Consider the following 22,948-nt stretch of genomic DNA (forward strand, 5'->3'; position numbering starts at 1 on the left):
ATACTACTGCTTTCCGCTGCGAATGCAAGGGGAAGCATCGCTAAGTGATTTATAATTAATCAGTTAGCAATAAATCGTTTCTCATCCGTCAGAACCTGTAGCAGCAGGCTTAGCTGCGGTTTCTGATCTTTTATTTTTTCGCCGCGTAAATCATAGGTCTGATAATTACCGTTGTTGTTCAGCACCAGCGTCATCTCTGGCGTCGTAACTGCCATCGTGCTGCCGTCGGCGGCGGTAACCCAGTAATGGCGGCGGTTTGCATTGAACAGATCCTGCCCCTGCGAGTATTCGTTAGCAGGCGTGCTGACGTGCAGCAGGCGCTGCATGAGCGTTGTCATCAGGTCTGTATGATCGGTCAGGCTATTGATGCGTTGGGCAGGCGTTCCCGGCCAGTGAATAACCAGCGGAACCTGCAGATGACCGCGCGACCAGGCAAAATTGTTCTCTTCCTGAGTCAGCGGCACGCCCCGACCTGCGGTAATAATCACCACCGTGTTGTTCAGTTTACCGGAGTCGCGCAGGGCACTAAGAATACGGTTAATATTGGCATCCACATCCTGAGCGGCGCTGGCATAGCGTTTGGCAAAGTTCTTCTGGTTGCTGTTATCAAGGTTCGTCCCGTTAAAGGAGACCCACGAGAACCAGCGGTTATCTTCCTGCGCGTAGCGTCCCAGCCAGTTAATCCACTGGCTTGCGGTTTGTTCGTCAGATTGCGTTTGTACGCTTGGCATGGAGAAGTCTGACAGCAGCGCCTGGCGATACAGCGGGCTGGTAAAGCCATCCGAGGAGAATAGCCCTAACTGGTAACCCTGCTGGTTCAGTGCAGTAATCAGCGCCGCAGGCGTACGGGTCGACAAAATGCCGTCCATGTAGCTTGGCGAGACACCATAGAACAGGCCAAAGATGCCGTTATCCGTGGTGTTGCCTGAGCTCATGTGACGCGTAAACGAGATATTCTGCCCGGCGAATACAGCCAGCGCAGGCATCTGTTTTTCAAAGCGTGAGTAGTTCAGACCGTCGACGGTAATCAGCAGCACGTTCTGACCGGTGCCCATATCGCGATAGCGCAGTTCGCTGAGCGGGTACTGCACGGAAACCGCTTCCGGATTGCCCTGTTCGATCAGGCGTCGCTGATACTCTTGCGCATCCAGCAGACCATGTTTTTCCAGGAATTTGCGTGCCGTCATCGGGTAGGAGAGCGGCAGATTCGCACGCTGCATGGTAATCGGGCGATAAAAATTGGCATCCGCCCAGATATACACCACGTGCGAGGCGATAAAGGAAACGAAGAAGAATGCTGCTAACGGTTTGGCAAAATGGCGACGACGCGTCAGGCTGCGCAGCTTTTGCCAGCTCCAGGTTGCAAACAGCATTTCAATTAACAGAATAACCGGTACGCTGATAAACATCAGTTGCCAGTCACGCGCCGCTTCATTCTGGTCTGGGTTGATGACCAGTTCCCAGACGATCGGATTGAGATGCAGGTGGAAGCGGGTAAAAACTTCGCTGTCGATTAGCAACAGCGTCATGCCAGCCGTCGCCAGAATAGCTGATAAGAATCGCATCAGCCTCTGGGACATGACGATAAACGTCAGGGGAAACAGGATCAGCAGATAGGTGGCGAACACCAGAAAGCTAAAATGCCCGACAACGCTCAGGTAGGAATAAACACGACCTGCAAGGGTTGTCGGCCAGTCGGCGACAAACAGGTAACGGCTACCGAGCACCATGGCCAACAGAATGTTGAACAAGGCAAACCAGTGCCCCCAGCTAACCATCTGGGAGACTTTCTCACGGTAGCGTTGACGATGAGTTACCATAAACTGTTGTTCGTTTCCCCGGAGCAGGCTCTTAATGCGCTTGGTCGTCGTTTACCGAAGACTGCAATGCGCGGGCAAAAGAGTTGGCAATCGCCTGGCGCTGGGCCGGTGCGATGCTTGTATTGATAAGGTTAGTCACCATATTTCCCAGTACCATCAGGGAAAGGTCGGTCGGCGCCTTATGTTTTTCCAGTACGTTGAGCATCTCATTCAGCAGTTGTTCAACGTGTTCGTCACTATAGCGGGAAATTTGTGGCATAAATCGAAATCAGTCTGTTCATGAAAGGGCAACATATTACCGTACAGACAGTTTTTTTTCTGCTTTTTTATCTTCTATTGCGTCACTGCCCGGCAGGTGGTTGAATACCGCCCGGTCTAAAAGGAGAGTTTATCATGAGTCTGGATATCAACCAGATTGCCCTGCACCAGCTTATCAAACGTGACGAGCAGAACCTTGAGCTGGTCTTGCGCGATTCATTACTGGAACCGACAGCGACCGTTGTCGATATGATGGCTGAGTTGCATCGGGTGTACAGCGCCAAGAATAAAGCTTATGGCCTGTTTAGCGCAGAGAGTGAACTGGCGCAAACGCTGCGTTTACAGCGTCAGGGCGAAGAGGATTTTCTGGCCTTTAGTCGTGCAGCGACTGGGCGCTTGCGAGACGAACTGGCGAAATATCCTTTTGCTGATGGCGGCATTGTCCTGTTCTGCCATTACCGCTATCTGGCGGTAGAGTATCTGCTGGTCGCCGTGCTGAACAATTTAAGCAGTATGCGCGTCAATGAAAATCTGGATATCAACCCGACGCACTATCTGGATATCAATCATGCGGATATCGTGGCGCGTATTGATTTAACCGAGTGGGAAACCAACCCGGAGTCCACGCGCTATCTGACGTTCCTGAAAGGGCGGGTAGGGCGCAAAGTCGCCGATTTCTTTATGGACTTCCTGGGTGCCAGCGAGGGGCTTAACGCCAAAGCGCAAAACCGCGGCCTGTTGCAGGCGGTCGATGACTTTACCGCCGAGGCGCAACTCGATAAAGCAGAACGCCAGAACGTGCGTCAGCAGGTGTACAGCTACTGTAACGAGCAACTGCAGGCCGGTGAAGAGATCGAGTTGGAGTCGCTGTCCAAAGAGCTTTCCGGCGTCAGTGAAGTCAGCTTCAGCGAATTTACCGCTGATAAAGGCTACGAACTGGAAGAGAGCTTCCCGGCAGATCGCAGCACGCTGCGCCAGTTAACCAAATTTGCCGGAAGCGGCGGCGGGTTAACCATCAACTTCGACGCCATGTTACTGGGTGAGCGTATTTTCTGGGATCCAGCCACAGATACTTTGACCATCAAAGGTACGCCGCCGAACCTGCGCGATCAGCTACAGCGTCGTACCTCGGGCGGGAAATAAAGCCGTTTGCCGGATGGGGGCGTTAACGCCTTATCCGGCTTGCGTGATTCATCTTTACCGCCAACAAAATCCCATAAAAAAACCCCGCCGAGGCGGGGTTTTTCTTTCAACTTGTAAGCGATTACGCGCGAACGAAGTCGATGTGTGCCAGCTTCGGCTTGAACGGGTGACGCTGTACAGCCTGAGCTTTAACTTTCACTTCTTTACCGTCAACAACGATGGTCAGAACTTCGCTGTAGAATTCAGCTTTAGCTTGCATGTTCATAACTGCATCGTGATCCAGTTCGATAGCAACCGGGGCTTCTGCGCCACCATAGATGATTGCCGGGAACTTGTTAGCGGCACGCAGGCGGCGGCTCGCACCCTTACCCTGCTCTTTACGTACTTCAGCGTTGATAGTAAACATTTAAATCTCTCTTTAATAATTCCTGCTACAGGCGACCCAGCAACAGGTAAGTGATCTGCTTTGCGTATGCAAAAGCGGGCGAGATTCTATACTTAAACGGCTGGTACATCAATCAAAAGTACGATTAACCGCGTAATTCATGTGCCCGACGATAGCGTCCTTCATAATCGAAGACCTTTTCACGGACCTGCCAGTACTGACCTTTCATACGCGCCACCACGAAATCAGGATGACGTAACAGCGCCTGCTGGGCGAGGATATCGGCGGCGGTTATCCAGCGTAAGGGAATGCCGGGCGTTCGGGTGTGCGGGCGAATAAACAGTTGCTCGAAAGCCGTACGTTGCGCGGGAGTATGCAGGCGAAAGCGTTCGCTAACGTCGGCACCATCTTCATCGTAATAGGTGATTTTTAGCCATTCGCCTTTTTCATCCTGGCCGTTTTGTAACACCATGCCGCTACAGCGCAGGACCAGCGCATCTTTGAGCCTGAGCGCGGCTTTCAGCATGTCATCCGGGTCAACCAGCACCGTGTCGCACTCCCGACAACGGCGGGCGGCGATATCATTTTCCGCGTTGCATTGTGGGCAGTTTTTAAAACGAAAACGAAAATCGCACTGTTCGCGATGGCCGTCATCATCTTCAAACCACCCCTGACAGCGGCGGCCAAAGTGTTCAATCAGCGTGCCGTCTGCCGTTGTTTTGCCCCAGAAGGTGTTTGCAAACCCGCAGGTGGGACAGAACACCTGCACCGGAACGTTATCGCTTTTCCCTTTCGGCGCCCCCACTTCCGGCGCGTAAAGATCGTGCGGGTTACCGGCATAATCGAGGATCAGACAGTCGGTTTTACCCGGTGCCAGGCGCAGGCCGCGACCGACAATTTGTTGGTAAAGGCTAACTGACTCCGTCGGGCGCAGAATGGCGATAAGGTCGACGTGCGGGGCATCGAAGCCAGTGGTCAGGACCGACACATTCACCAGATAGCGAAAGCGCTGGGCTTTGAACTCTTCAATCAGCACATCACGCTCAGCGCCAGGCGTGTCTCCGGTGATTAGCGCGGCATCGTCAGCAGGCAGCAGGCCCAGAATTTCTTTGGCGTGCTCCACTGTGGCGGCGAAAATCATCACCCCTTTGCGCGTCTGGGCAAACTCGACAATCTGGCTGATGATATGCGGCGTTATTCGCTGCTGCTTTTTCAGTTCCTGATTCAGGTCCGTTTCGCTAAACAGGCCGTTACTCTGCGCCTGCAGGCGGCTGAAGTCATACTGCACTACCGGCATGTCGAGGCGTTCTGGCGGCGTCAGGTAGCCGTGTTTAATCATGTAACGCAACGGTAATTCATAAATGCAGTCACGAAACAGCGCTTTTTCATCGCCGCGCACCATACCGTGATAATGAAAGTGATAAATCCAGCCTTTGCCCAAACGAAAAGGAGTGGCAGTAAGCCCGAGCAGGCGTAAGTGGGGATTTACTTTGGTCAGGTGAGTGAGGATTTGCTGATATTGACTCTCGTCGTCATCACCAATACGGTGACATTCATCGACGATAAGCAGCGAGAATTCTCCCTGAAAGGCGTCAAGATTACGCGCCACCGACTGTACGCTGCCAAATACCACTTTCCCGTGGCTCTCTTTACGCTTCAGTCCTGCGGCAAAAATATCGGCTTCCAGCCCCAACGCGCGATATTTGGCATGGTTTTGCGCGACCAGTTCTTTAACGTGCGCCAGTATCAGCACGCGACCACGCGCCACGCGGGCCAGTTCAGCAATCACCAGGCTTTTTCCTGCACCGGTTGGCAGGACGATAACCGCTGGCGTGCGGTGGTGGCGGAAATGGTTGAGCGTGGCATCCACGGCTTCTTTTTGGTACGGGCGAAGAGTAAAAATCATGGGCTCATTAAGGTAAGCAGCAACAATGTATAGTATGCCATGAATCATTTCCCTTGAGGGATGGTGTAACGCCGCTATACTGGGCGGATAATCGTCCCACTTTTCGGGCGCAATCCCGCTTCTTGTTTTTTACAGGCAAAAATCACACTCATGCGACTTGATAAATTTATCGCTCAGCAACTCGGCGTCAGCCGCGCTATTGCCGGGCGTGAGATCCGTGCTAACCGCGTTACCGTCGACGGTGAAATCGTCAAAAACAGTGCCTTTAAGCTGCTGCCAGAACACGACGTAGAATATGACGGCAATTCCCTGATTCAACAAAATGGCCCGCGCTATTTTATGCTGAATAAACCTCAGGGCTATGTTTGCTCAACGGATGACCCGGATCACCCGACAGTGCTCTATTTCCTTGATGAGCCGGTTGCCTACAAATTGCATGCGGCAGGGCGCCTGGATATCGACACCACCGGACTGGTGCTGATGACCGATGACGGACAGTGGTCGCATCGCATCACTTCGCCACGTCACCATTGTGAGAAAACCTATCTGGTAACGCTGGAGTCGCCGGTGGCAGATGACACCGCCGAACAGTTTGCCCATGGCGTACAACTGCATAATGAGAAAGACCTGACCAAACCGGCCGTGCTGGACGTCATTACGCCAACTCAGGTGCGATTGACCATCAGCGAAGGGCGCTATCATCAGGTTAAACGTATGTTTGCCGCCGTCGGTAACCACGTTGTGGAACTGCACCGTGAACGGATTGGTGACATCAAGCTTGATGAGGATCTGGAGCCGGGTGAATACCGTCCATTGACCGAAGAAGAAATCGCCAGCGTTAACTTAACCCCGCGTTAATTTCAGGAGCTAAATGTGACCACCCGGCAGAACTCGTCAATTGCCATTGTCTTTATCCTTGGCTTGTTAGCCATGCTGATGCCGTTGTCGATTGATATGTATCTTCCGGCACTACCTGTTATCTCTGAACAGTTTGGTGTGCCTGCAGGTAGCGCGCAGATGACCCTCAGTACCTATATTCTTGGGTTCGCGGTGGGGCAGTTACTCTATGGTCCAATGGCTGACAGCATTGGGCGCAAGCCGGTGATTCTGGGCGGGACGCTGGTGTTTGCGGCGGCGGCAGTTGCCTGTGCGCTGGCACAAACTATCGATCAACTGATCGTGATGCGTTTCTTCCATGGTCTGGCTGCGGCTGCGGCGAGCGTGGTTATCAACGCCCTGATGCGCGATATCTATCCGAAGGAAGAGTTTTCGCGCATGATGTCCTTTGTCATGCTGGTCACGACAATTGCACCCTTACTGGCACCCATCGTGGGCGGCTGGGTATTGGTATGGCTGAGCTGGCACTACATCTTTTGGATCCTCGCCGTGGCGGCTATTCTGGCGTCGGTGATGATCTTTACGCTGATCAAAGAGACCTTGCCGGTTGAGCGCCGCCAGCCGTTTCGCTTGCGTACTACTCTCGGCAACTTTGCCTCGCTGTTTCGCCACAAGCGTGTACTGAGCTATATGCTGGCCAGTGGGTTTAGTTTTGCCGGGATGTTCTCGTTCCTGAGCGCCGGACCTTTTGTTTACATTGAGATCAACCACGTTTCACCGCAGCATTTCGGCTATTACTTCGCGCTGAACATTGTTTTCCTGTTCGTGATGACCATCATCAACAGCCGCTTTGTTCGTCGGGTTGGGGCGTTGAATATGTTCCGTACTGGCCTGTGGATCCAGTTCGTGATGGCGGGCTGGATGGTCTTTAGCGCGCTGTTCGGGGTTGGTTTCTGGGCGCTGGTGGTGGGCGTTGCGGCGTTTGTTGGCTGCGTGTCGATGGTGTCATCCAACGCCATGGCGGTCATTCTGGATGAATTTCCGCATATGGCGGGAACGGCGTCATCGCTGGCAGGGACGTTCCGTTTTGGCATTGGCGCCATCGTTGGGGCGCTGCTGTCACTGGCGACCTTTAACTCGGCCTGGCCGATGATCTGGTCGATAGCGTTTTGCGCTACCTGCTCAATTCTCTTCTATCTCTACGCCAGTCGCGCCAAAAAACGGTGATCTATTACACAACCTGGGGGCGATAGGGCCTCCAGAGTTGATGTACATCAACCGAAAATCTATCAATTTCCCCGCTTATGTTTATTTTATGTAAAATCAATTTATGTAAAAAGTCACATCATTGTAGTTAAAAAGGTTGAGTTAGATCGCAGAAACGAGTACATATAGCGCGGAAATATGCCAGAACCGTTGAATAAATTTAAATATTTGGTTCGGAAAGCAGCATAAAGTCAGGGTGTAAACGTTTACGAACTGTCTAAAGACGTATTGTCAATAATGTGTTAATATTGATGTAAAATAATTGTGAAGTGATTGTACTTCCAGGGAAAGAAAGTGATGACATTACAACTCTCAATCGTTCATCGTCTGCCACAGTGCTATCGTTGGTCGGTGGGTTTCGCAGGTTCAAAGGTTGAACCGATTCCGCAAAACGGTCAGAGCAATGAGAACAGCCTGGTGGCGCTCAAATTGCTTAGCCCTGATGGTGACAGCGCGTGGTCAGTCATGCATAAACTCAGCCAGGCCCTCAGCGACATTGAGGTACCTTGTTCCGTGTTGGAATGCGAAGGGGAGCCGTGCCTGTTTGTGAATCGTCAGGATGAATTTGCCGCGACCTGCAGACTGAAAAACTTCGGCGTGGCCATCGCAGAGCCGTTTTCAAATAACAATCCGTTTTGAGCGTCAGCTTAGCGCGAGCAGCTGACGCGTATATGCCTGCTGTGGCGCGTTAAATACGTGCTCGCATTGTCCTTGCTCCACGACCTCTCCCTGCCTTAGCACAATAACCTGATGGCATAACGCGCGTACTACGTGCAAATCATGGCTGATAAAGATATAAGCCAGGCGATGCTTTTCCTGTAAAGACTTTAATAACGTCAGGATTTGCGCCTGTACGGTTCTGTCGAGCGACGATGTTGGTTCATCCAGAATGATCAGGGAAGGCTTGAGAATCAAGGCTCTGGCAATGGCTATGCGTTGACGTTGACCGCCGGAAAACTCCGCCGGGTAACGATGCCGCGTTTCGCTATCCAGTCCCACTTCCGCCATTACCGCTTTCACCTGCGCTTCGCGCTGCTCGGCTGACAGGGTTGGCTGATGAACGCGCAGTCCCTCCTCAATAATCTGTAGCACGCTCAGGCGCGGGTTCAGCGAGGAGTTGGGATCCTGAAAAACGACCTGAATGCGGTGACGTACCGGTAACAGCTGGCGGCGATTTAAGGTATGCAGCGCCAGGCCATCGAACACAATGCTTCCCTGTGAGGTGATTAACCTCAGTAGCGCCAGCCCGGTAGTGCTTTTCCCCGATCCTGACTCCCCGACCAGCCCCAGCGTTTCACCGGGGCGGAGGGAAAAACTGACGTTGTTAACCACAACGTTATGGTCCACCACGCGCTTCAGGATACCTTTACGGATGGGGAAGGCAACGCAGAGTTTTTCCACTTCCAGCAATGGCGCTTGCCCGGCAGGTACAGGTACTGGATCGCCGGAAGGTTCGCTGTTTAACAATTTCTGCGTGTAGGGATGCGTTGGCGCAGTGAGCAGCTGTGCCGCTCGATTTTGCTCAACGCACTGGCCGTTTTGCATCACCGCAACGGTATCGGCCAGTTTTTTCACAATGCTGAGGTTGTGGGTGATAAACAGTAATCCCATGTTCAGTTCGCGCTGTAGCTCCCGCAGCAACTGCAGGATTTGCGCCTGTACGGAGACATCCAGCGCGGTGGTCGGTTCATCGGCAATAAGCAGCTCCGGTCGCGTAAGCAGCGCCATAGCGATCATCACGCGCTGGCGTTCGCCGCCGGACAGTTGGTGCGGATAGTCTGCGAGACGTTTGGCCGCCTGACGGATGCCGACGCGATCCAGACAGGTCAGTATTTCTGCCCGCGCGGCCTCCCGACGCATTCCCCGATGCAGCGACAACACTTCATACAGCTGTTTTTCAAGGTTGTGAAGCGGGTTTAGCGACACCATTGGTTCCTGGAAAATCATGGCGATTTTATTCCCGCGAACGCCGCGAAGCGTCTGCTCATCGGCATGAAGCAATGATTCACCATGAAAACGGATGTCGCCGGAAAGGTAGACTGCGGGTGGGGTCGGTAATAACCGTAGAATAGAAAGTGCGGTCACGCTTTTACCCGAACCGGACTCGCCCACCAGCGCCAGAGTTTGCCCGGCTTCAACCCTCAGTGAGAGGGTATTGACCACGGTGCGCACGGACTCCTGTTGGCGAAAACCTACCGATAAATCTTCAATAGCTAACAGCGGTTGTGTCATCTTAAATCGCCTTGTTGGGATCGAACGCGTCGCGTACCGCTTCACCAATAAATATCAGTAGCGATAATAGCAGGGCAACGGAGATGAACGCGGTGATACCAAGCCACGGTGCCTGCAGGTTGTTTTTACCCTGTAACAGGAGTTCTCCCAGCGACGGCGAGCCAAGCGGTAAGCCGAAGCCAAGAAAATCCAGCGAGGTCAGAGTGGTGATCGAGGCGCATAATATAAACGGTAAAAAGGTCAGGGCGGCGACCATCGCATTGGGCAGCATATGGCGCAGAATAATACTGCGATCGCTCACGCCGAGCGCCTGAGCGGCACGAATGTAATCAAAGTTTCGGGTACGTAAAAATTCCGCGCGTACCACGCCAACCAGGCTCATCCAGCCAAACAGCACGGTAATGCCCAGTAGCCACCAGAAGTTTGGCTGGACCACGCTCGACAGCAGTATGATCAAAAACAGCGTTGGCATACCTGACCAAACCTCAATGAATCGTTGCCCCCACAGATCCACCTTACCGCCATAATAGCCCTGGATTGCGCCAGCCATGATCCCCATCACGCTGGAGCACAGGGTTAGCATTAATCCGAACAGGACAGAAATACGTGTGCCGTAGAGGATCCGTGCCAGCACATCACCACCGTTGGCGTCCGTTCCCAGCCAGTTTTGTGCAGAAGGCGGGGAAGGGAAGGGCTTATCAGTGGCAAAGTTAATGCTGGTGGCTCCAAAGCGTATCGGCGCCCACAGGATCCAGCCCCGGTTTTCCAGGCGCTGCTGTAACCACGGATCCTGATAATCAGCCTGGGTCGCCAATGGTCCGCCGAAGTCACTTTCACTGTAGTTTTTGAACAGGGGGAAATACCAGCTACTGTCGTAGCGCACCAGTAGCGGCTTATCATTGGCAATCAGTTCTGAACACAGGCTAAGGCCGAAGAGCAGTAGAAAGATCCACAGCGACCAATAGCCGCGACGGTTATGGCGAAAACGCGCCCAGCGGGCCTGATTGACGGGGCTTAATCGCAACATTAGCGTCCCTCAAAATCAATACGGGGATCGACCAGCGTATAGCTGATGTCGCTGAGGATATTCAGCAGCAGACCGATCAGGGTGAAGATATAGAGCGTGCCAAACATTACCGGGTAGTCACGTGATACGGTGGATTCATAACCCAGTAGTCCCAGACCGTTAAGCGAAAACATCACTTCAATCAGCAGCGAACCGGTAAAAAACATGCTGATAAACGTTGCCGGGAAGCCAGCGATTACCAGCAACATGGCATTGCGAAACACATGTTTCCACAGAATGTTTTTCTCGCTGACCCCTTTGGCGCGCGCGGTGACGACATACTGTTTGCGTACCTCATCCAGAAATGAGTTTTTGGTCAGCATGGTTAGCGCGGCAAAACCCCCAACCACCGTCGCCAGCACTGGCAGGGTAATATGCCAAAGGTAGTCGGTCACTTTCTGATACCAGGGCAGGGAATCAAAATTGGCGGAAACCAGTCCGCGAAGCGGGAACAGGTCGTAATAGCTGCCCCCGGCAAAAAAGACGATCAGTAAAATCGCAAACAAAAAGGCCGGTATGGCATAGCCAATAATAATGAATGCGCTGCTCCAGACATCAAATCGGCTGCCGTTGTGAACGGCTTTGCGGATCCCAAGCGGTATCGACACCAGATAGATAATGAGCGTACTCCATAGCCCCAGCGTGACGGAAACAGGCAGGCTGTCTTTGATAAGCGTCAGCACTGAGGCGCTACGAAACAGGCTGTCGCCGAAATCGAAACGAATATAGTCCCAGAGCATTTTAAAATAACGCTCATGAATGGGCTTATCGAACCCGTAACGGCGAGTGATTTCGGCGATCACTTCCGGGTCAAGACCACGGCCACCTCGGTAATTACTGTCGCTGATATTGCCTACGCCGGTTTGCGCGTGGCTGGCGCGAATGCCTTCACTACCCGCGCCGGGTAATGCCCCGCTTTGTCCGAACTCAATAGCGGCGACGGCCTGCTCAACCGGACCACCGGGGGCAATCTGCACGATAAAAAAGTTGATGGTGATGATGGCCCAAAGCGTTGGGATCACCAGTAGCAGACGTCGAATCAGATAAGCGCCCATTTAGTCTCCCTGCCGTCTGGCTGCTGGCAGTTTCGCCGCTTTGTTAACGTCGTACCACCAGTTGTCGAGACCAATGGTATAAATGGGGCGAATAGCTGGATGCGAAAACTTATCCCACCAGGCGATGCGATCCTCTGCCATAAACCACATCGGCAACATGTAGTAGTTCCAGGTTAATACCCTGTCCAGTGCCCGACCGAGTGGGATTAGTTTGGCTTTATCACCCTGCGCCGCGATGATTTGGTTGATCAGTTTATCAATCACTGGGCTTTGCACGCCCGGGGCGTTATAGCTGGAGTCAATATATTCAGAGGCCCAGAGAATTTGCAGGTCCGAACTTGGCCACGGCATTGCGCGATACAATCTCGGCATCATGTCATAGTCACGACTGCGCAGCCGGTTTGTGATTTGTGAGTTATCAACCTGGCGGATGTTCATTGTAATGCCTAAGCGCTGCAGGTTGTGCTGGAACGGCAGCACCCACTGACTGTTACTGCCCGCCGGGAGCAACAGTTCAAAGCTCAGAGGTTTACCGTTGGCGCTGTTTACGCGCTGTTGTCCCTTAAGTACCCATCCGGCCTGCTCCAGCAAGGCATCGGCTTTCAACAGGTTGTCACGATCGTAGCCATCGCCTTTTGATTTCGGCGGCTGATAAATTTGGCTGAAGACCTCAGGGGGGAGATCTTTTTTCAAGGGCGCAAGTATTACCAGTTCATCTGCATCGGGGTAATTTTTAGCGGCATACTCGGTATTCTGAAAATAGCTGTTGGTCCGGCTCCAGGCGTTATAGAACAGAGCTTTATTCATCCATTCAAAATCAAATGCCAGGGTGATGGCTTCTCGCACCCGTCGGTCGCTGAACACCGGGCGCTGAATATTAAACGCCAGCCAACGCGTATCCTGGGCGGATTCGTTTTTTTGCTCATCTTTGATGATGTAATGATTCGCGAAATTTTTACCGGTATAACGTGTCGCCCAGTTTTTGGCATCGTTTTCAAGACGCAGGTCAAACGCTCCGGCCTTAAACGCTTCAAAGGCGACGTTGTCATCCAGATAGTAGTCGTAGCGGATGGTATCAAAGTTCCAGCGCCCACGGTTGACGGGCAGATTAGCGGCCCAATAATCTTTGACGCGAGAATAGACAATGTACTGACCCATCTTCCATTTCGTGATGCGATAAGGACCGCTGGCGAGCGGAGGCGATGATAAGGGATCGCTGAGCTTATGATCTTTCCAGTACTTCTCTGGCATCACGGGTAATGAAAACAGGCTGAGCATGTCCTCTTTACCCGGTTTGGCTAATTCAATACGTACGGTTAATGGCGCGATCGCTTTTACCGTTGTTCCCTTGTAGACCAGGCGAAATTGCGGCACGCCTTCAGTCATAAATTTGTGGAAGGTGAATGCGACATCGCTGGCAGTAATGGGTGAGCCATCGTGAAAACGCGCTCGCGGATTGATGGCGATTTCTACCCAGGAATAGTCATCAGCATAGCGTGCGCTGTCGGCGATGAGCGGATAATAGCTGCCAGGTTCATCGTCAGAGGTAGTAAACAGCGTATCGTAAAGCGTTTCGGTACGTGCTCCGGGATTACCGCGCATCGCATAGCGGTTGAAGTTATCGAACGTGCCGATGGCGGAGAGGGTGATTTGCCCGCCTTTGGGGGCCGCAGGGTTGACGTAATCAAAGTGATTAAAGTTAAACGCGTACTTCGGTTCGCCCAGTACGGCAAAAGCATAGCTTTCTTTGATGGACTGCGCCTCAGCGCTAAACCCGATGAGGGCGATAAACAGCAGCAATACGCGAGGGATCATTAAAAGCGATTTCCTTTTCCTGCCACAACCCGACGGGCATCATGCCTGAAAGATAAGGGATGTGGCGGCGAGTGAGAGTATATGATTCGCATACTGCGATCACCACGTCGGCTTATTGGGCTGCGCCATCCAACGCACGAAATCAGCAAGTTTTAATGGTCGGCTAATCCAGTATCCCTGGAAAAAATGCACTCCACGATCGCGCAGCCAACGGGCTTGCTCAGGCGTTTCAACCCCTTCAGCAACCGTCAGCATATTAAGACGCTTAGAGAGTGTCAACACGGCGTCCAGAACCGGAGAGGTCAGGGTCTCTGTTCCAATGGCGTTAATAAACCCGCGATCGATTTTCAGGTAGTCAACGGTAAAGCGTTCCAGATAAATCAGCGCGCTATGACCGGTGCCAAAATCATCAATGGCAATTTCAAAACCTGCGGAATGAAGCCATTCAAAAAGCTTTGTGGCCTCGTGTTGATTAAGCATATCCCGTTCGGTGATTTCCAGCACCATCTGGAAATGGTTTGCGGGAAGCGAGGCCTGCAGGTGATGAATGTCGTCTTTAAACGTCTCGCCGTGCAGATGCGTTGGCGCGATATTGATCCCCAATTTTGCTCCAGCGGGTAACACTTTTTGGAGCATCGGTGCGTCCTGGGCTATCAACTTAAAGAGATGCTGGGTCAGCGGGACAATCATTTTCTGGGATTCGGCGTAGTGAATAAAAGCATCCGGAGGGATCTCACCCGTTGTTGGATGATTCCAGCGTAATAACACCTCTACACCTTTCACCTCCAGTGTCTGCACCTCTACCACGGGCTGGTACACCACATAAAACTGGTTATGTTTGATAGCGTTGAGGATATCTTTGCCAGGACGTAAACGGATGGTGTAGATGTAGTACCAGAGAAGAAGCGCGGCAATAATCCCCGCCATGCATCCCAACATAATCGAATACCAAATGTCGGTATAGGTCCACTCATCGGCATATAAACGAATCTGTAGCGGAATACCTTCCACGGTCGCCTGCCGCCAGTGAGAGTGGGGCAGAGCGGAGGCATCAATAATCCGTGATGAAAATGTTGAAATCGCGTTATCACCGACGACTATGGCAATACCGTTAAAATCATCCTGTCGGGCGGTATAAAGCAGATAAGGGGCCAGATTAATATTCAGTGAGGTAAACACGCCGCTATCAGTGAACGATGGGTTCCGGTGCCAAATCATTATCGCCGGCTTGTTCGGCATCATGGGTGTACCGGGGAGTAATTCCACATCAATATTTCTGCTGATATCGAGGCTTGGGACCAGATCTAAAATCGGGGTGAACATTGCGCCCGTTGCGGAGGAGCAGAAAGCAATGCCGTTTTTGACCAGTAAAAATGCGCGAACGTTGAGGCTAAAGGCTGCGCTGGAGGTCAGTTGGGCTGCGACTTGTTGGCAACTGTTGGCGACCAGTGGCTGAAGGTCATCAGTAGTGGATTTGAGATCGGCGAAGTAGCTGCTGACATAATTCTGGATATCGGAAAGGAGCGTGTCGTACTTAATGTCTCGTTTATGCCAGGTCACGAAAAATTGCAGGGTACTCACCAGGAGCGCGACGATAAGCCCCGTTAACATACAGGAAAGCAGGATTTTCTGATTGGATGAAGAGGAGCGTTTAAACATAGTTCCTTATGTTTACCTGAGTTAACCGCTTATTCTGTATGAATATAACCTGAAATGACTCACCTTGTGAGATTTTTCTTAGTCACAAGACAAAGCAAAAAAAAAGCACCGCCGAAGCAGTGCTTTTCAAAATGTCTCATCAGGATAGCCAAGGGATAGCTGCCAAACGAAATTAACTGCGGCTCAGGACCCGGCGAGCTTCGTTGTAACGTTTTTTCCAGTAAGGTTCGTTCATGCTGGAAATGATAACGCCGCTGCTGGTCGAGGCGTGTACGAACTGGTTGTTGCCGATATAAATACCGACGTGACGGCCAGTGGAGCCTGCACGGAACAGAACCAGATCGCCTGTGCGCAGGTTAGTGCGCGAAACGGATTTACCCGTTTCCTGTTGTTCGTAGGTTGAGCGTGGAAGCTCTAAACCAAATTGCTCGCGGAACGTACGTTGTACGAAGCTTGAACAATCAATGCCTTTTTTGGTGCTGCCGCCAAGGCGGTAACGCACGCCTTTCCAGTCAGCATACTGGTCCATAATACGTGATTTAACATCGATATTACGGACCATGTTTTCAAATTCATCCTGAGAGGCTTGCAGTGAAGAGTTATCTCCATTGCCCACAGCATGCGTCTCAGAATGCATATTCCTGGCGGTGTTCGTTGTGCTACATGCAGAAAGCAGAACCGCAACTGCTATCGCGGGTATGCCCCGCAAGATATATCTCAAAATCGGTTGAGATTTGACCATTTTGTTTGTTTTCCCTTGAAGTCCTTAACGATAAATATCGTTATAAAAAATGCCAAACGTGACGAGACTAATTACCATCGCACGATGAGACAATTCTTTAAGGTCAAATCTGTGGCAGAACGCACAAATTTATTCCTGAAGAGAATAATTATCCCGCGAGGCAAAACGAGTTCGAGATTACCCGATCGGTCCGGTCATTGCGAGTGAATTTACGTGATTTCTTATAAGAAAAATTGATACAGAAAGTGAATAACCGGCATTGCCTAAATTAAGAACAATCGGGATAAAAAAGACGCAACCCAATCATTTTAAAGATGAATAAGATGACGGGAGAATGACAGCCAGAATGATGAAATATCGACAAGCATCATCAGGGAATCAGAGTTTTCCCTGATGATGTTAATTACTGTGCGTTATTTGTTTAAAAAATGTTTGTTTTTACCGGGCAGATAATTCGCAAACAGAGTGACTAATCGGTCGCTTAACGGTGTCATTAGCCACCAGGGCAGACCAATCAAGACGACAGTCATGGAACCGATCACGATATCGGTGAGCCAGTGGGCGCCAATCATTATGCGTGGAAAGGCAAAAACCACAGCGATAATAAGGCCGATTATTCCGGCGACTTTTCCGAAATAACGCAGCATAAATGCGGAAAAAATAAGCAGCATCATACCGTGATCGCCGGGGAAACTGTCTCTGGACGCATCTTTAGTCGGAATATGCAGCAGTTCGCTGACGCGATAAATATTATCCAGCATCAGAGTAGGGCTGGCGCGTTTAACGGGAATAAGCGCCTGGCCTAACTGATTTAATACCACTGCGGTGAGCAGCATAACCAGGCCAATAGCGACAATGCGTCGGCGACCTTCCGACGTTTCTTTCAGCCAAAAATGCAGCATCAAGGCGCCCATTGCCAGCAATGAGCACCCATCAAATGCCCGGTTATTGGTGATAGCAACAATCCACAAGAACAGCGGGCTTTCCACCAGTTTCTGGTTAAAGAAGCGGAAAACGCCCGTATCCAATGAAGACCAGATCCCATGTCCGGCAGGAAGATACCAGGACAGAAACAGCGCCAGTCCCGCAATATTGAGTAGGAGAATAAGAGGGTATCGGGTTTTCATCATCGTTTACCATTGCTATAAAAACGAAGGCAACCTTACGCGTTAGCGTCTAAACGAAGTCTCAACAATGCACTCTGTAGCGTATTCCAGTCGGTCTCGGTATCGGCGATGAGTTCAATACGGCTATCCGGTGGCGCGACGTTTTGCGTCTCAATATGCCAGTCCTCTCCCTGGCGGTTAATGCGCACCAGCCCTTCCTTTATACGCATGACACCTTTCACGCGCCCCACGGGGGCAAGACGAGACCATTCCAGCAGACCGATGGTATCGAACACCGTATCGGCGTCAAAAATCCAACCGCAGGCCTGATGGCCCTGGCCGCTGTTCAGGCTGCGCCGCCAGCGCTGCTGTGACGGCAGACTCAATGCCGCCAGTCCCTTTTTGTCTGCATGGCTATGGGCGTGCTCTGCGCTTGCAGGAAGCTCTGCCAGGTTTAGTCGGGGTAAATCCAGTAACTGCCCGTCAATTTGCCCATGGTCGGCATGAACCAACTGGCGATTACCGCCGTAGTGTTGCCACCATGTTTGCAAGGCGTTTTCGCTTTCCGCTGTGGCGCGGTCGGCTTTATTGGCAACAATGATATCTGCGGCGGCCAGCTGATCGCGGAAATTGTCATTGGCGACGCTTTTTTCATCCAGTAACAGCCGGGGGTCAAGAATACAGAGGGTCGCGCGCAGATCGATCCACGGTTCGTAAACCGGTGCGGTGAGTAAATCCAGAATTTGTTTAGGGTGTCCGAGGCCAGTGGGTTCAATCAGCAATCGATCGGGTTTTCCCTGACGCAGCAGCGTATTGAGGCCAACCTGCATCGGTAGACCGTTAACGCAGCACATACAGCCGCCGGGGATCTCTTTTAGTAATGCGCCGCTGTCGGCTAACAGGGCGCCATCAATACCTACTTCACCAAACTCATTGACCAGCACGGCCCACTTCTCTGCGGGATCCTTGTTCGCCAATAGATGAAGAATAGAGGTGGTTTTGCCACTGCCGAGAAAACCAGTGATGAGATTGGTTTTAGTCACAATTACTCCAGAATCATAAATTACCGTAATGGCATTTAACAATCCTGGCGAAAAATGGGGAAAAAGAGAAGGGGGGAGGGGACGAAGACGTGCTTCGTCCTGTTTAATGGCAGAAATCGTTAATTTTTTAACGTTTCAATGACAGCCTGATGCGCACCGTATTGGGCAATACGTTGCCAAGCCTGTTGAATGGCCGCGACAAACTGCGGATTCTGTACGAGATCGGCGGAGAAAATCTCATGCAGCGAAAGCAGGGCGCTGACGCGTTCTGATTCAGTGCTCTGTGCCACCAGAGCGGCAATTTTCTCACTGAGCGGGTCACGAATATCAATCGTAGCGCCTGAATCATCCACACCGCTCACGTAGCGCATCCAGCCTGCGATGCCGAGCGCCAACAGCGGCCACTCGCTTTGACGTGCTAAATGCACGCGGATCCCTTCCAGCATTCGCTGGGGTAATTTCTGGCTACCATCCATCGCGATTTGCCAGGTTTTGTGTTTCAGCGCCGGATTGGCAAAGCGGTCCAGCAGGCTTAAGGCATACTGGTTTAAATCAACATCGGTAATTTGCAGCGTGGGGGCCTGTTCGGTGAGCATCAGCCGGTAAGCGGCTTCACGAAATGCGCTATCCTGCATACAGTCGCTGATGTGCTGGAATCCGGCCAGATAGCCGAGATAAGCGAGAAACGAATGGCTGCCGTTCAGCATCCGCAGTTTCATTTGTTCCCACGGCAAGACGTTTTCAACCATCTGGACACCCGCGGTTTCCCATTGCGGACGGCCACAGACAAAGTTGTCTTCAATCACCCACTGAATAAACGGCTCGCAGCTGATTGCGCAAGGATCGGCAACGCCCAGCTCGTGGGCGATTTCAGCCAGCGACTCTTCGGTGGCGGCGGGAACAATCCGATCCACCATAGTACCCGGGAAACTGACGTGTTCCTGGATCCAGTGCGCCAGCTCAGGAGAGCGTTTTTCCGCCATCCCCAGTACGGCATTTTTTACCACATGACCATTGTCCGGGATGTTATCGCAGGAGAGGACGGTAAACGGCTGCAGTCCACGTTCACGTCGGCGGTGCAGCGCTTCAACGATAATACCGGGGGCGGAGTGCGGTTCAGCCGGTGTCTGCAGATCGTGAATAATACGCGCATTAGAGAGATCTAACGAACCCGTCGCCGGATCGATGCAGTAGCCTTTTTCAGTGATGGTTAACGAGACAATCGCGACCTGAGGCTCGCAGAATTTTTCAATAATGGCCGCCAGCGAATCCAGTGTGGCGTTTAGGCATTCGTTAACGGCACCGATAACAATAGGCTGGTTGCCGTTAGCCCCTTTTTCTAACACGGTAAATAAATGATCTTGTTCGCGAAGCTGACGCATCAGCCGATCGCCACTGAACAGACTGATCTCGCAAATTCCCCAGTCTCCGCCCTGCGCATTCAGCACCCTGTCGGTTAATAACGCCTGATGGGCGCGGTGAAAAGCACCGAAACCAAAATGTACAATCCGCGTTTTTAATTGTTGGCGGTCGTACTGCGGCATCATGACATTTTCCGCCAGTGGCGCTGAGGCAATAGTTTTCATTAAATACACCTGATTAACCATTAATTAACAATGGCAGTATAAAGTTATATGACAGCAAATTGAATTGGTGTGCCTCATTTATCCGGGGAATGTGAGCTGGATCAATCAATGATAGGCCATCTGTTGAACATCTACGGGATGGCTGTATGGTAGTCGTCATTCAGATAGTTTAATTTGGTATAACAACTTGTGGGGTGAAACAATGGAACAAACCTGGCGTTGGTACGGACCTAACGATCCGGTATCGCTTGATGATGTGCGTCAGGCTGGCGCAACGGGTGTTGTGACCGCCTTGCACCACATTCCCAACGGTGAAGTGTGGCCGGTACAAGAGATTCAACAGCGTCAGGCTATTCTGGCTGAAAAAGGGCTGACCTGGTCGGTGGTGGAAAGTATTCCTGTCCACGAAGATATCAAAACGCGTTCAGGCCAGTACCAAACGTGGATTGCCAATTATCAGCAGAGTATCCGTAATCTGGCGACCTGCGGCATCGATACCGTGTGCTATAACTTCATGCCGATCCTCGACTGGACACGTACCGATCTCGAATATCAGCTGCCGGACGGCTCCAAAGCGCTACGTTTTGACCAGATTGCTTTTGCAGCCTTTGAACTGCATATTCTTCAGCGCCCAGGCGCCGCAGCGGATTACACCGCAGAAGAACAACGCCAGGCGCTGAATTACTTCAATGCTATGAGCGATGCCGATATCGAAAAGCTGACCCGCAATATCATTGCCGGCCTGCCCGGTGCGGAAGAGGGCTATACGCTGGATCAGTTCCGTGCGCGCCTCGCTGAATATGACGGCATCAGCAAAGACGATCTGCGCGATAATATGGCGGTATTCCTGCGGGCGATTGTGCCTGTGGCGGAAGAAGTCGGCGTGCGTCTGGCTGTTCACCCTGACGATCCGCCGCGTCCGATCCTCGGCCTGCCGCGCATTGTTTCGACTATCGAAGATATGCAGTGGCTGAAAGAAACCGTCGACAGCATCAATAACGGTTTCACCATGTGCACCGGTTCCTACGGCGTGCGCGCCGATAACGATCTGGTGAAAATGATCGAAACCTTTGGCGATCGAATCCACTTCACGCATCTGCGCTCCACCTGCCGTGAAGATAACCCGAAAACCTTCCACGAAGGTGCGCACCTGCAAGGCGATGTGGATATGGTATCGGTGGTTGCTGCCATCCTGAGCGAAGAACAGCGCCGTAAAAAGGCGGGCGATTTGCGTCCTATCCCGATGCGTCCGGATCACGGACACCAGATGCTTGACGACCTGCACAAGAAAACCAACCCAGGCTACTCCGCGATTGGTCGCCTGAAAGGGCTGGCGGAAGTTCGCGGCGTTGAACTGGCGTTAAAACAAACGCAGTTCCGCGATCTGCTGTAAGGTTAACAACAGGGATTGTGCCGCAGGCGCGATCCCTGAAATTCATCAAGGCTGCGCTAGCGCCTGCTCCAGTACCGACAGCACCTTTTTGATCTGCTGTATCTGCAATCCGCCAAACCCGAAAAACATAACAGCATCGCTGTTCTCCCTACGCCATGCGGCTCCTGAGCCATTTTCAATATCTGGCAGAGTGTCAAAGCGGATCCCTGCCAGCAGGCAGCGCTGTTGCAGCCTGGCTATCATATCTGGGTGTCTGTCAACGCGTAACGAGAGGTGCAGACCCGCCGTTGCGCCAGCGATTTTCCCTGACGGAAACAGAACAGAAAGGCCATCGCGTAACAGATTGAGGCGCGCCGCATAGTTGCAGGCCAGCTTGCTGATGTGCGAGTAAAACACCTGATTTTGCATTAATTCGGCTAAAAATTGCTGCAATAACCACTGACTGCCATTGTTATTGAGTGCTTTCATATTCTTTACTGCCGGGAGCAGTTCATCAGGACAAATGAGATAGCCAAGACGCGTTCCCGGCCCCAGCGTTTTGGAAAATGTCCCCATGTAGATAACCCGGTTGTGATAATCCATAGCTTTCAGTGCAGGAAGGGGGTTCTCGCCATAGGTAAAAACAGCATCGTAGTCGTCTTCAAGGATATAAGCGCCGACGCGCTGCGCCCACGTCAATAATGACTGACGGCGCTCCAGCGAAAGGACGCTTCCCATTGGATACTGGTGAGCCGGAGTCACATAGCAAAGCTGGGTTTCATATTCGGGTAATTTATCTGTTTGCAGCCCGTGGTTATCTACAGCAATTGACGTAATGTCTGCACCGTAATAATTAAACAGATGCCATGCGCCAGAATAGCAAGGGGATTCGGCCACAACGTGGCACTTTTTTTGCTGACTGACGGCATGATGAACAATAAATATTTGACTGAGCAGCGACAATCCTTCCTGAATCCCATTGGTAATGATGATGTTCTCCGCCCGGGTATTAATGCCGCGAGATAAATTAAGGTACCTGGCTAGTTGCTCACGCAGTGAAAATAATCCATTTGATGAATGATATCGGGTAAACAATTGCTCTTTAAGTACGCTTGGCGCGTTATTCCATTTTCGCCAGCTTGCCCAGGGAAAAGCATTGGGATCGGGGACGCCCATCCGGCAGTAGCACTCCCGCCCAGGCTCTGCGTAAACATCGGTAGAGACCCCGGCCGCTTTTGGTGTTACTGGCGGAGAGCCCTGGGGTACGGACACATGCGCTGGGGTTACACGTACAGGCGTGGTGAATATCACCTCATAGCCAATGCCGTGTCGGCTCTTAATTAATCCAGCCGCCATCAGCTTATCATAGGCCATCACTACCGTTATTTTGGCAATGTTCAATGCCTGAGCCTGCTCGCGAATAGAGGGGAGTTTATCTCCACACAGCAAATCACCCCGCTGAATGGCCTGTAAATAAAATTGAAATATCTGCAACTGCAGCGGAGTCCGGCTTTCTCTATCGAGAGTCAGTTTGAGCATGATAAATTCCTTATTTATAGATGGTAATTATATTACGGACTTCTGCTCATTACTATTTGACGAACCTCATAGAGTGGATGCTGTTCCTATAATCTGCATTCGCTGTCTCTATTTTTGA

19 protein-coding genes are annotated in these 22,948 nt (G+C 51.7%); 5 read left to right on the plus strand and 14 right to left on the minus strand.

Features of this window, described 5'->3' with window-relative positions; translation table 11 throughout:
• Positions 1 to 59: 59 nt before the first annotated feature.
• The gene (gene yejM / locus HV237_RS08325) at positions 60 to 1,820 is read right to left on the minus strand and encodes an LPS biosynthesis-modulating metalloenzyme YejM (RefSeq protein ID WP_047359192.1); all 1,761 of its coding nucleotides are present in this window, start codon (positions 1,818 to 1,820) and stop codon (positions 60 to 62) included.
• A gap of 31 nt (positions 1,821 to 1,851) precedes the next feature.
• Positions 1,852 to 2,079, minus strand: a complete 228-nt coding sequence (locus tag HV237_RS08330) for a YejL family protein (RefSeq protein ID WP_003027506.1) — start codon at positions 2,077 to 2,079, stop codon at positions 1,852 to 1,854.
• 134 nt (positions 2,080 to 2,213) lie between these two features.
• Between HV237_RS08330 and yejK the strand changes: the two genes are divergently transcribed.
• Positions 2,214 to 3,221 carry a nucleoid-associated protein YejK gene (yejK, locus tag HV237_RS08335; RefSeq protein WP_016157002.1) on the plus strand — a complete coding sequence of 336 codons (1,008 nt, stop codon included), beginning with the start codon at positions 2,214 to 2,216 and terminating at the stop codon, positions 3,219 to 3,221.
• Positions 3,222 to 3,342: 121 nt separating this feature from the next.
• On the opposite strand, the gene rplY is transcribed toward yejK, so the two are convergent.
• Together rplY and HV237_RS08345 are read right to left on the minus strand one after the other, a co-directional pair.
• A complete protein-coding gene (gene rplY, locus HV237_RS08340; RefSeq protein ID WP_016153758.1) occupies positions 3,343 to 3,627 on the minus strand; it encodes a 50S ribosomal protein L25 in 285 nt (94 codons plus the stop codon).
• A gap of 124 nt (positions 3,628 to 3,751) precedes the next feature.
• A complete protein-coding gene (locus tag HV237_RS08345) occupies positions 3,752 to 5,512 on the minus strand; it encodes a DEAD/DEAH box helicase (RefSeq protein ID WP_047359191.1) in 1,761 nt (586 codons plus the stop codon).
• Positions 5,513 to 5,662: 150 nt separating this feature from the next.
• Here HV237_RS08345 and rsuA point away from each other — a divergent pair, with 150 nt between their 5' ends.
• The 3 genes from rsuA to HV237_RS08360 all read left to right on the plus strand — a co-directional run bounded on the left by rsuA (position 5,663) and on the right by HV237_RS08360 (position 8,254).
• Positions 5,663 to 6,370, plus strand: coding sequence for a 16S rRNA pseudouridine(516) synthase RsuA (gene rsuA / locus HV237_RS08350; RefSeq protein WP_047359190.1), 708 nt, complete (start codon positions 5,663 to 5,665; stop codon positions 6,368 to 6,370).
• A gap of 15 nt (positions 6,371 to 6,385) precedes the next feature.
• Entirely contained in the window at positions 6,386 to 7,576 is a 1,191-nt protein-coding gene (locus tag HV237_RS08355; protein WP_016153755.1) for a Bcr/CflA family multidrug efflux MFS transporter, read from the plus strand.
• 333 nt (positions 7,577 to 7,909) lie between these two features.
• A complete protein-coding gene (locus HV237_RS08360; protein WP_029139605.1) occupies positions 7,910 to 8,254 on the plus strand; it encodes a YejG family protein in 345 nt (114 codons plus the stop codon).
• Positions 8,255 to 8,257: 3 nt separating this feature from the next.
• Here the strand turns inward: HV237_RS08360 and yejF are convergent, their stop codons facing one another.
• The 9 genes from yejF to HV237_RS08405 form a co-directional block, all read right to left on the minus strand.
• Positions 8,258 to 9,847, minus strand: coding sequence for a microcin C ABC transporter ATP-binding protein YejF (yejF, locus tag HV237_RS08365; RefSeq protein WP_047359189.1), 1,590 nt, complete (start codon positions 9,845 to 9,847; stop codon positions 8,258 to 8,260).
• A 1-nt stretch (position 9,848) separates the two neighbouring features.
• Positions 9,849 to 10,874 carry an ABC transporter permease gene (locus HV237_RS08370; protein ID WP_047359188.1) on the minus strand — a complete coding sequence of 342 codons (1,026 nt, stop codon included), beginning with the start codon at positions 10,872 to 10,874 and terminating at the stop codon, positions 9,849 to 9,851.
• Complete coding sequence (locus HV237_RS08375; protein ID WP_016153751.1) at positions 10,874 to 11,968, minus strand: microcin C ABC transporter permease YejB; 1,095 nt, start codon at positions 11,966 to 11,968, stop codon at positions 10,874 to 10,876. The genes HV237_RS08370 and HV237_RS08375 overlap by 1 nt, the downstream gene beginning before the upstream one ends.
• Complete coding sequence (locus tag HV237_RS08380) at positions 11,969 to 13,783, minus strand: extracellular solute-binding protein (protein ID WP_047359187.1); 1,815 nt, start codon at positions 13,781 to 13,783, stop codon at positions 11,969 to 11,971.
• A 99-nt stretch (positions 13,784 to 13,882) separates the two neighbouring features.
• Entirely contained in the window at positions 13,883 to 15,442 is a 1,560-nt protein-coding gene (locus tag HV237_RS08385) for a cyclic di-GMP phosphodiesterase (protein WP_016153749.1), read from the minus strand.
• 172 nt (positions 15,443 to 15,614) lie between these two features.
• Positions 15,615 to 16,184 carry a bifunctional murein DD-endopeptidase/murein LD-carboxypeptidase gene (gene mepS, locus HV237_RS08390; RefSeq protein ID WP_003027474.1) on the minus strand — a complete coding sequence of 190 codons (570 nt, stop codon included), beginning with the start codon at positions 16,182 to 16,184 and terminating at the stop codon, positions 15,615 to 15,617.
• A 413-nt stretch (positions 16,185 to 16,597) separates the two neighbouring features.
• On the minus strand, positions 16,598 to 17,311 hold the full coding sequence (locus HV237_RS08395; RefSeq protein ID WP_046275466.1) for a phosphatase PAP2 family protein: 714 nt from the start codon (positions 17,309 to 17,311) through the stop codon (positions 16,598 to 16,600).
• 35 nt (positions 17,312 to 17,346) lie between these two features.
• The gene (locus HV237_RS08400) at positions 17,347 to 18,333 is read right to left on the minus strand and encodes a GTP-binding protein (RefSeq protein WP_019077241.1); all 987 of its coding nucleotides are present in this window, start codon (positions 18,331 to 18,333) and stop codon (positions 17,347 to 17,349) included.
• Positions 18,334 to 18,452: 119 nt separating this feature from the next.
• Positions 18,453 to 19,919: a fructuronate reductase gene (locus HV237_RS08405; protein WP_047359186.1), complete on the minus strand. Its 1,467-nt coding sequence runs from the start codon at positions 19,917 to 19,919 to the stop codon at positions 18,453 to 18,455.
• Positions 19,920 to 20,121: 202 nt separating this feature from the next.
• Between HV237_RS08405 and uxuA the strand changes: the two genes are divergently transcribed.
• The gene (uxuA, locus tag HV237_RS08410; protein ID WP_047359185.1) at positions 20,122 to 21,312 is read left to right on the plus strand and encodes a mannonate dehydratase; all 1,191 of its coding nucleotides are present in this window, start codon (positions 20,122 to 20,124) and stop codon (positions 21,310 to 21,312) included.
• Between the two features lie 45 nt (positions 21,313 to 21,357).
• On the opposite strand, the gene HV237_RS08415 is transcribed toward uxuA, so the two are convergent.
• The gene (locus HV237_RS08415; RefSeq protein WP_016156993.1) at positions 21,358 to 22,830 is read right to left on the minus strand and encodes a PLP-dependent aminotransferase family protein; all 1,473 of its coding nucleotides are present in this window, start codon (positions 22,828 to 22,830) and stop codon (positions 21,358 to 21,360) included.
• Between the last annotated feature and the right edge of the window lie 118 nt (positions 22,831 to 22,948).

Source organism: Citrobacter sp. RHBSTW-00570, from assembly GCF_013739755.1.
Taxonomy (GTDB): domain Bacteria; phylum Pseudomonadota; class Gammaproteobacteria; order Enterobacterales; family Enterobacteriaceae; genus Citrobacter; species Citrobacter braakii.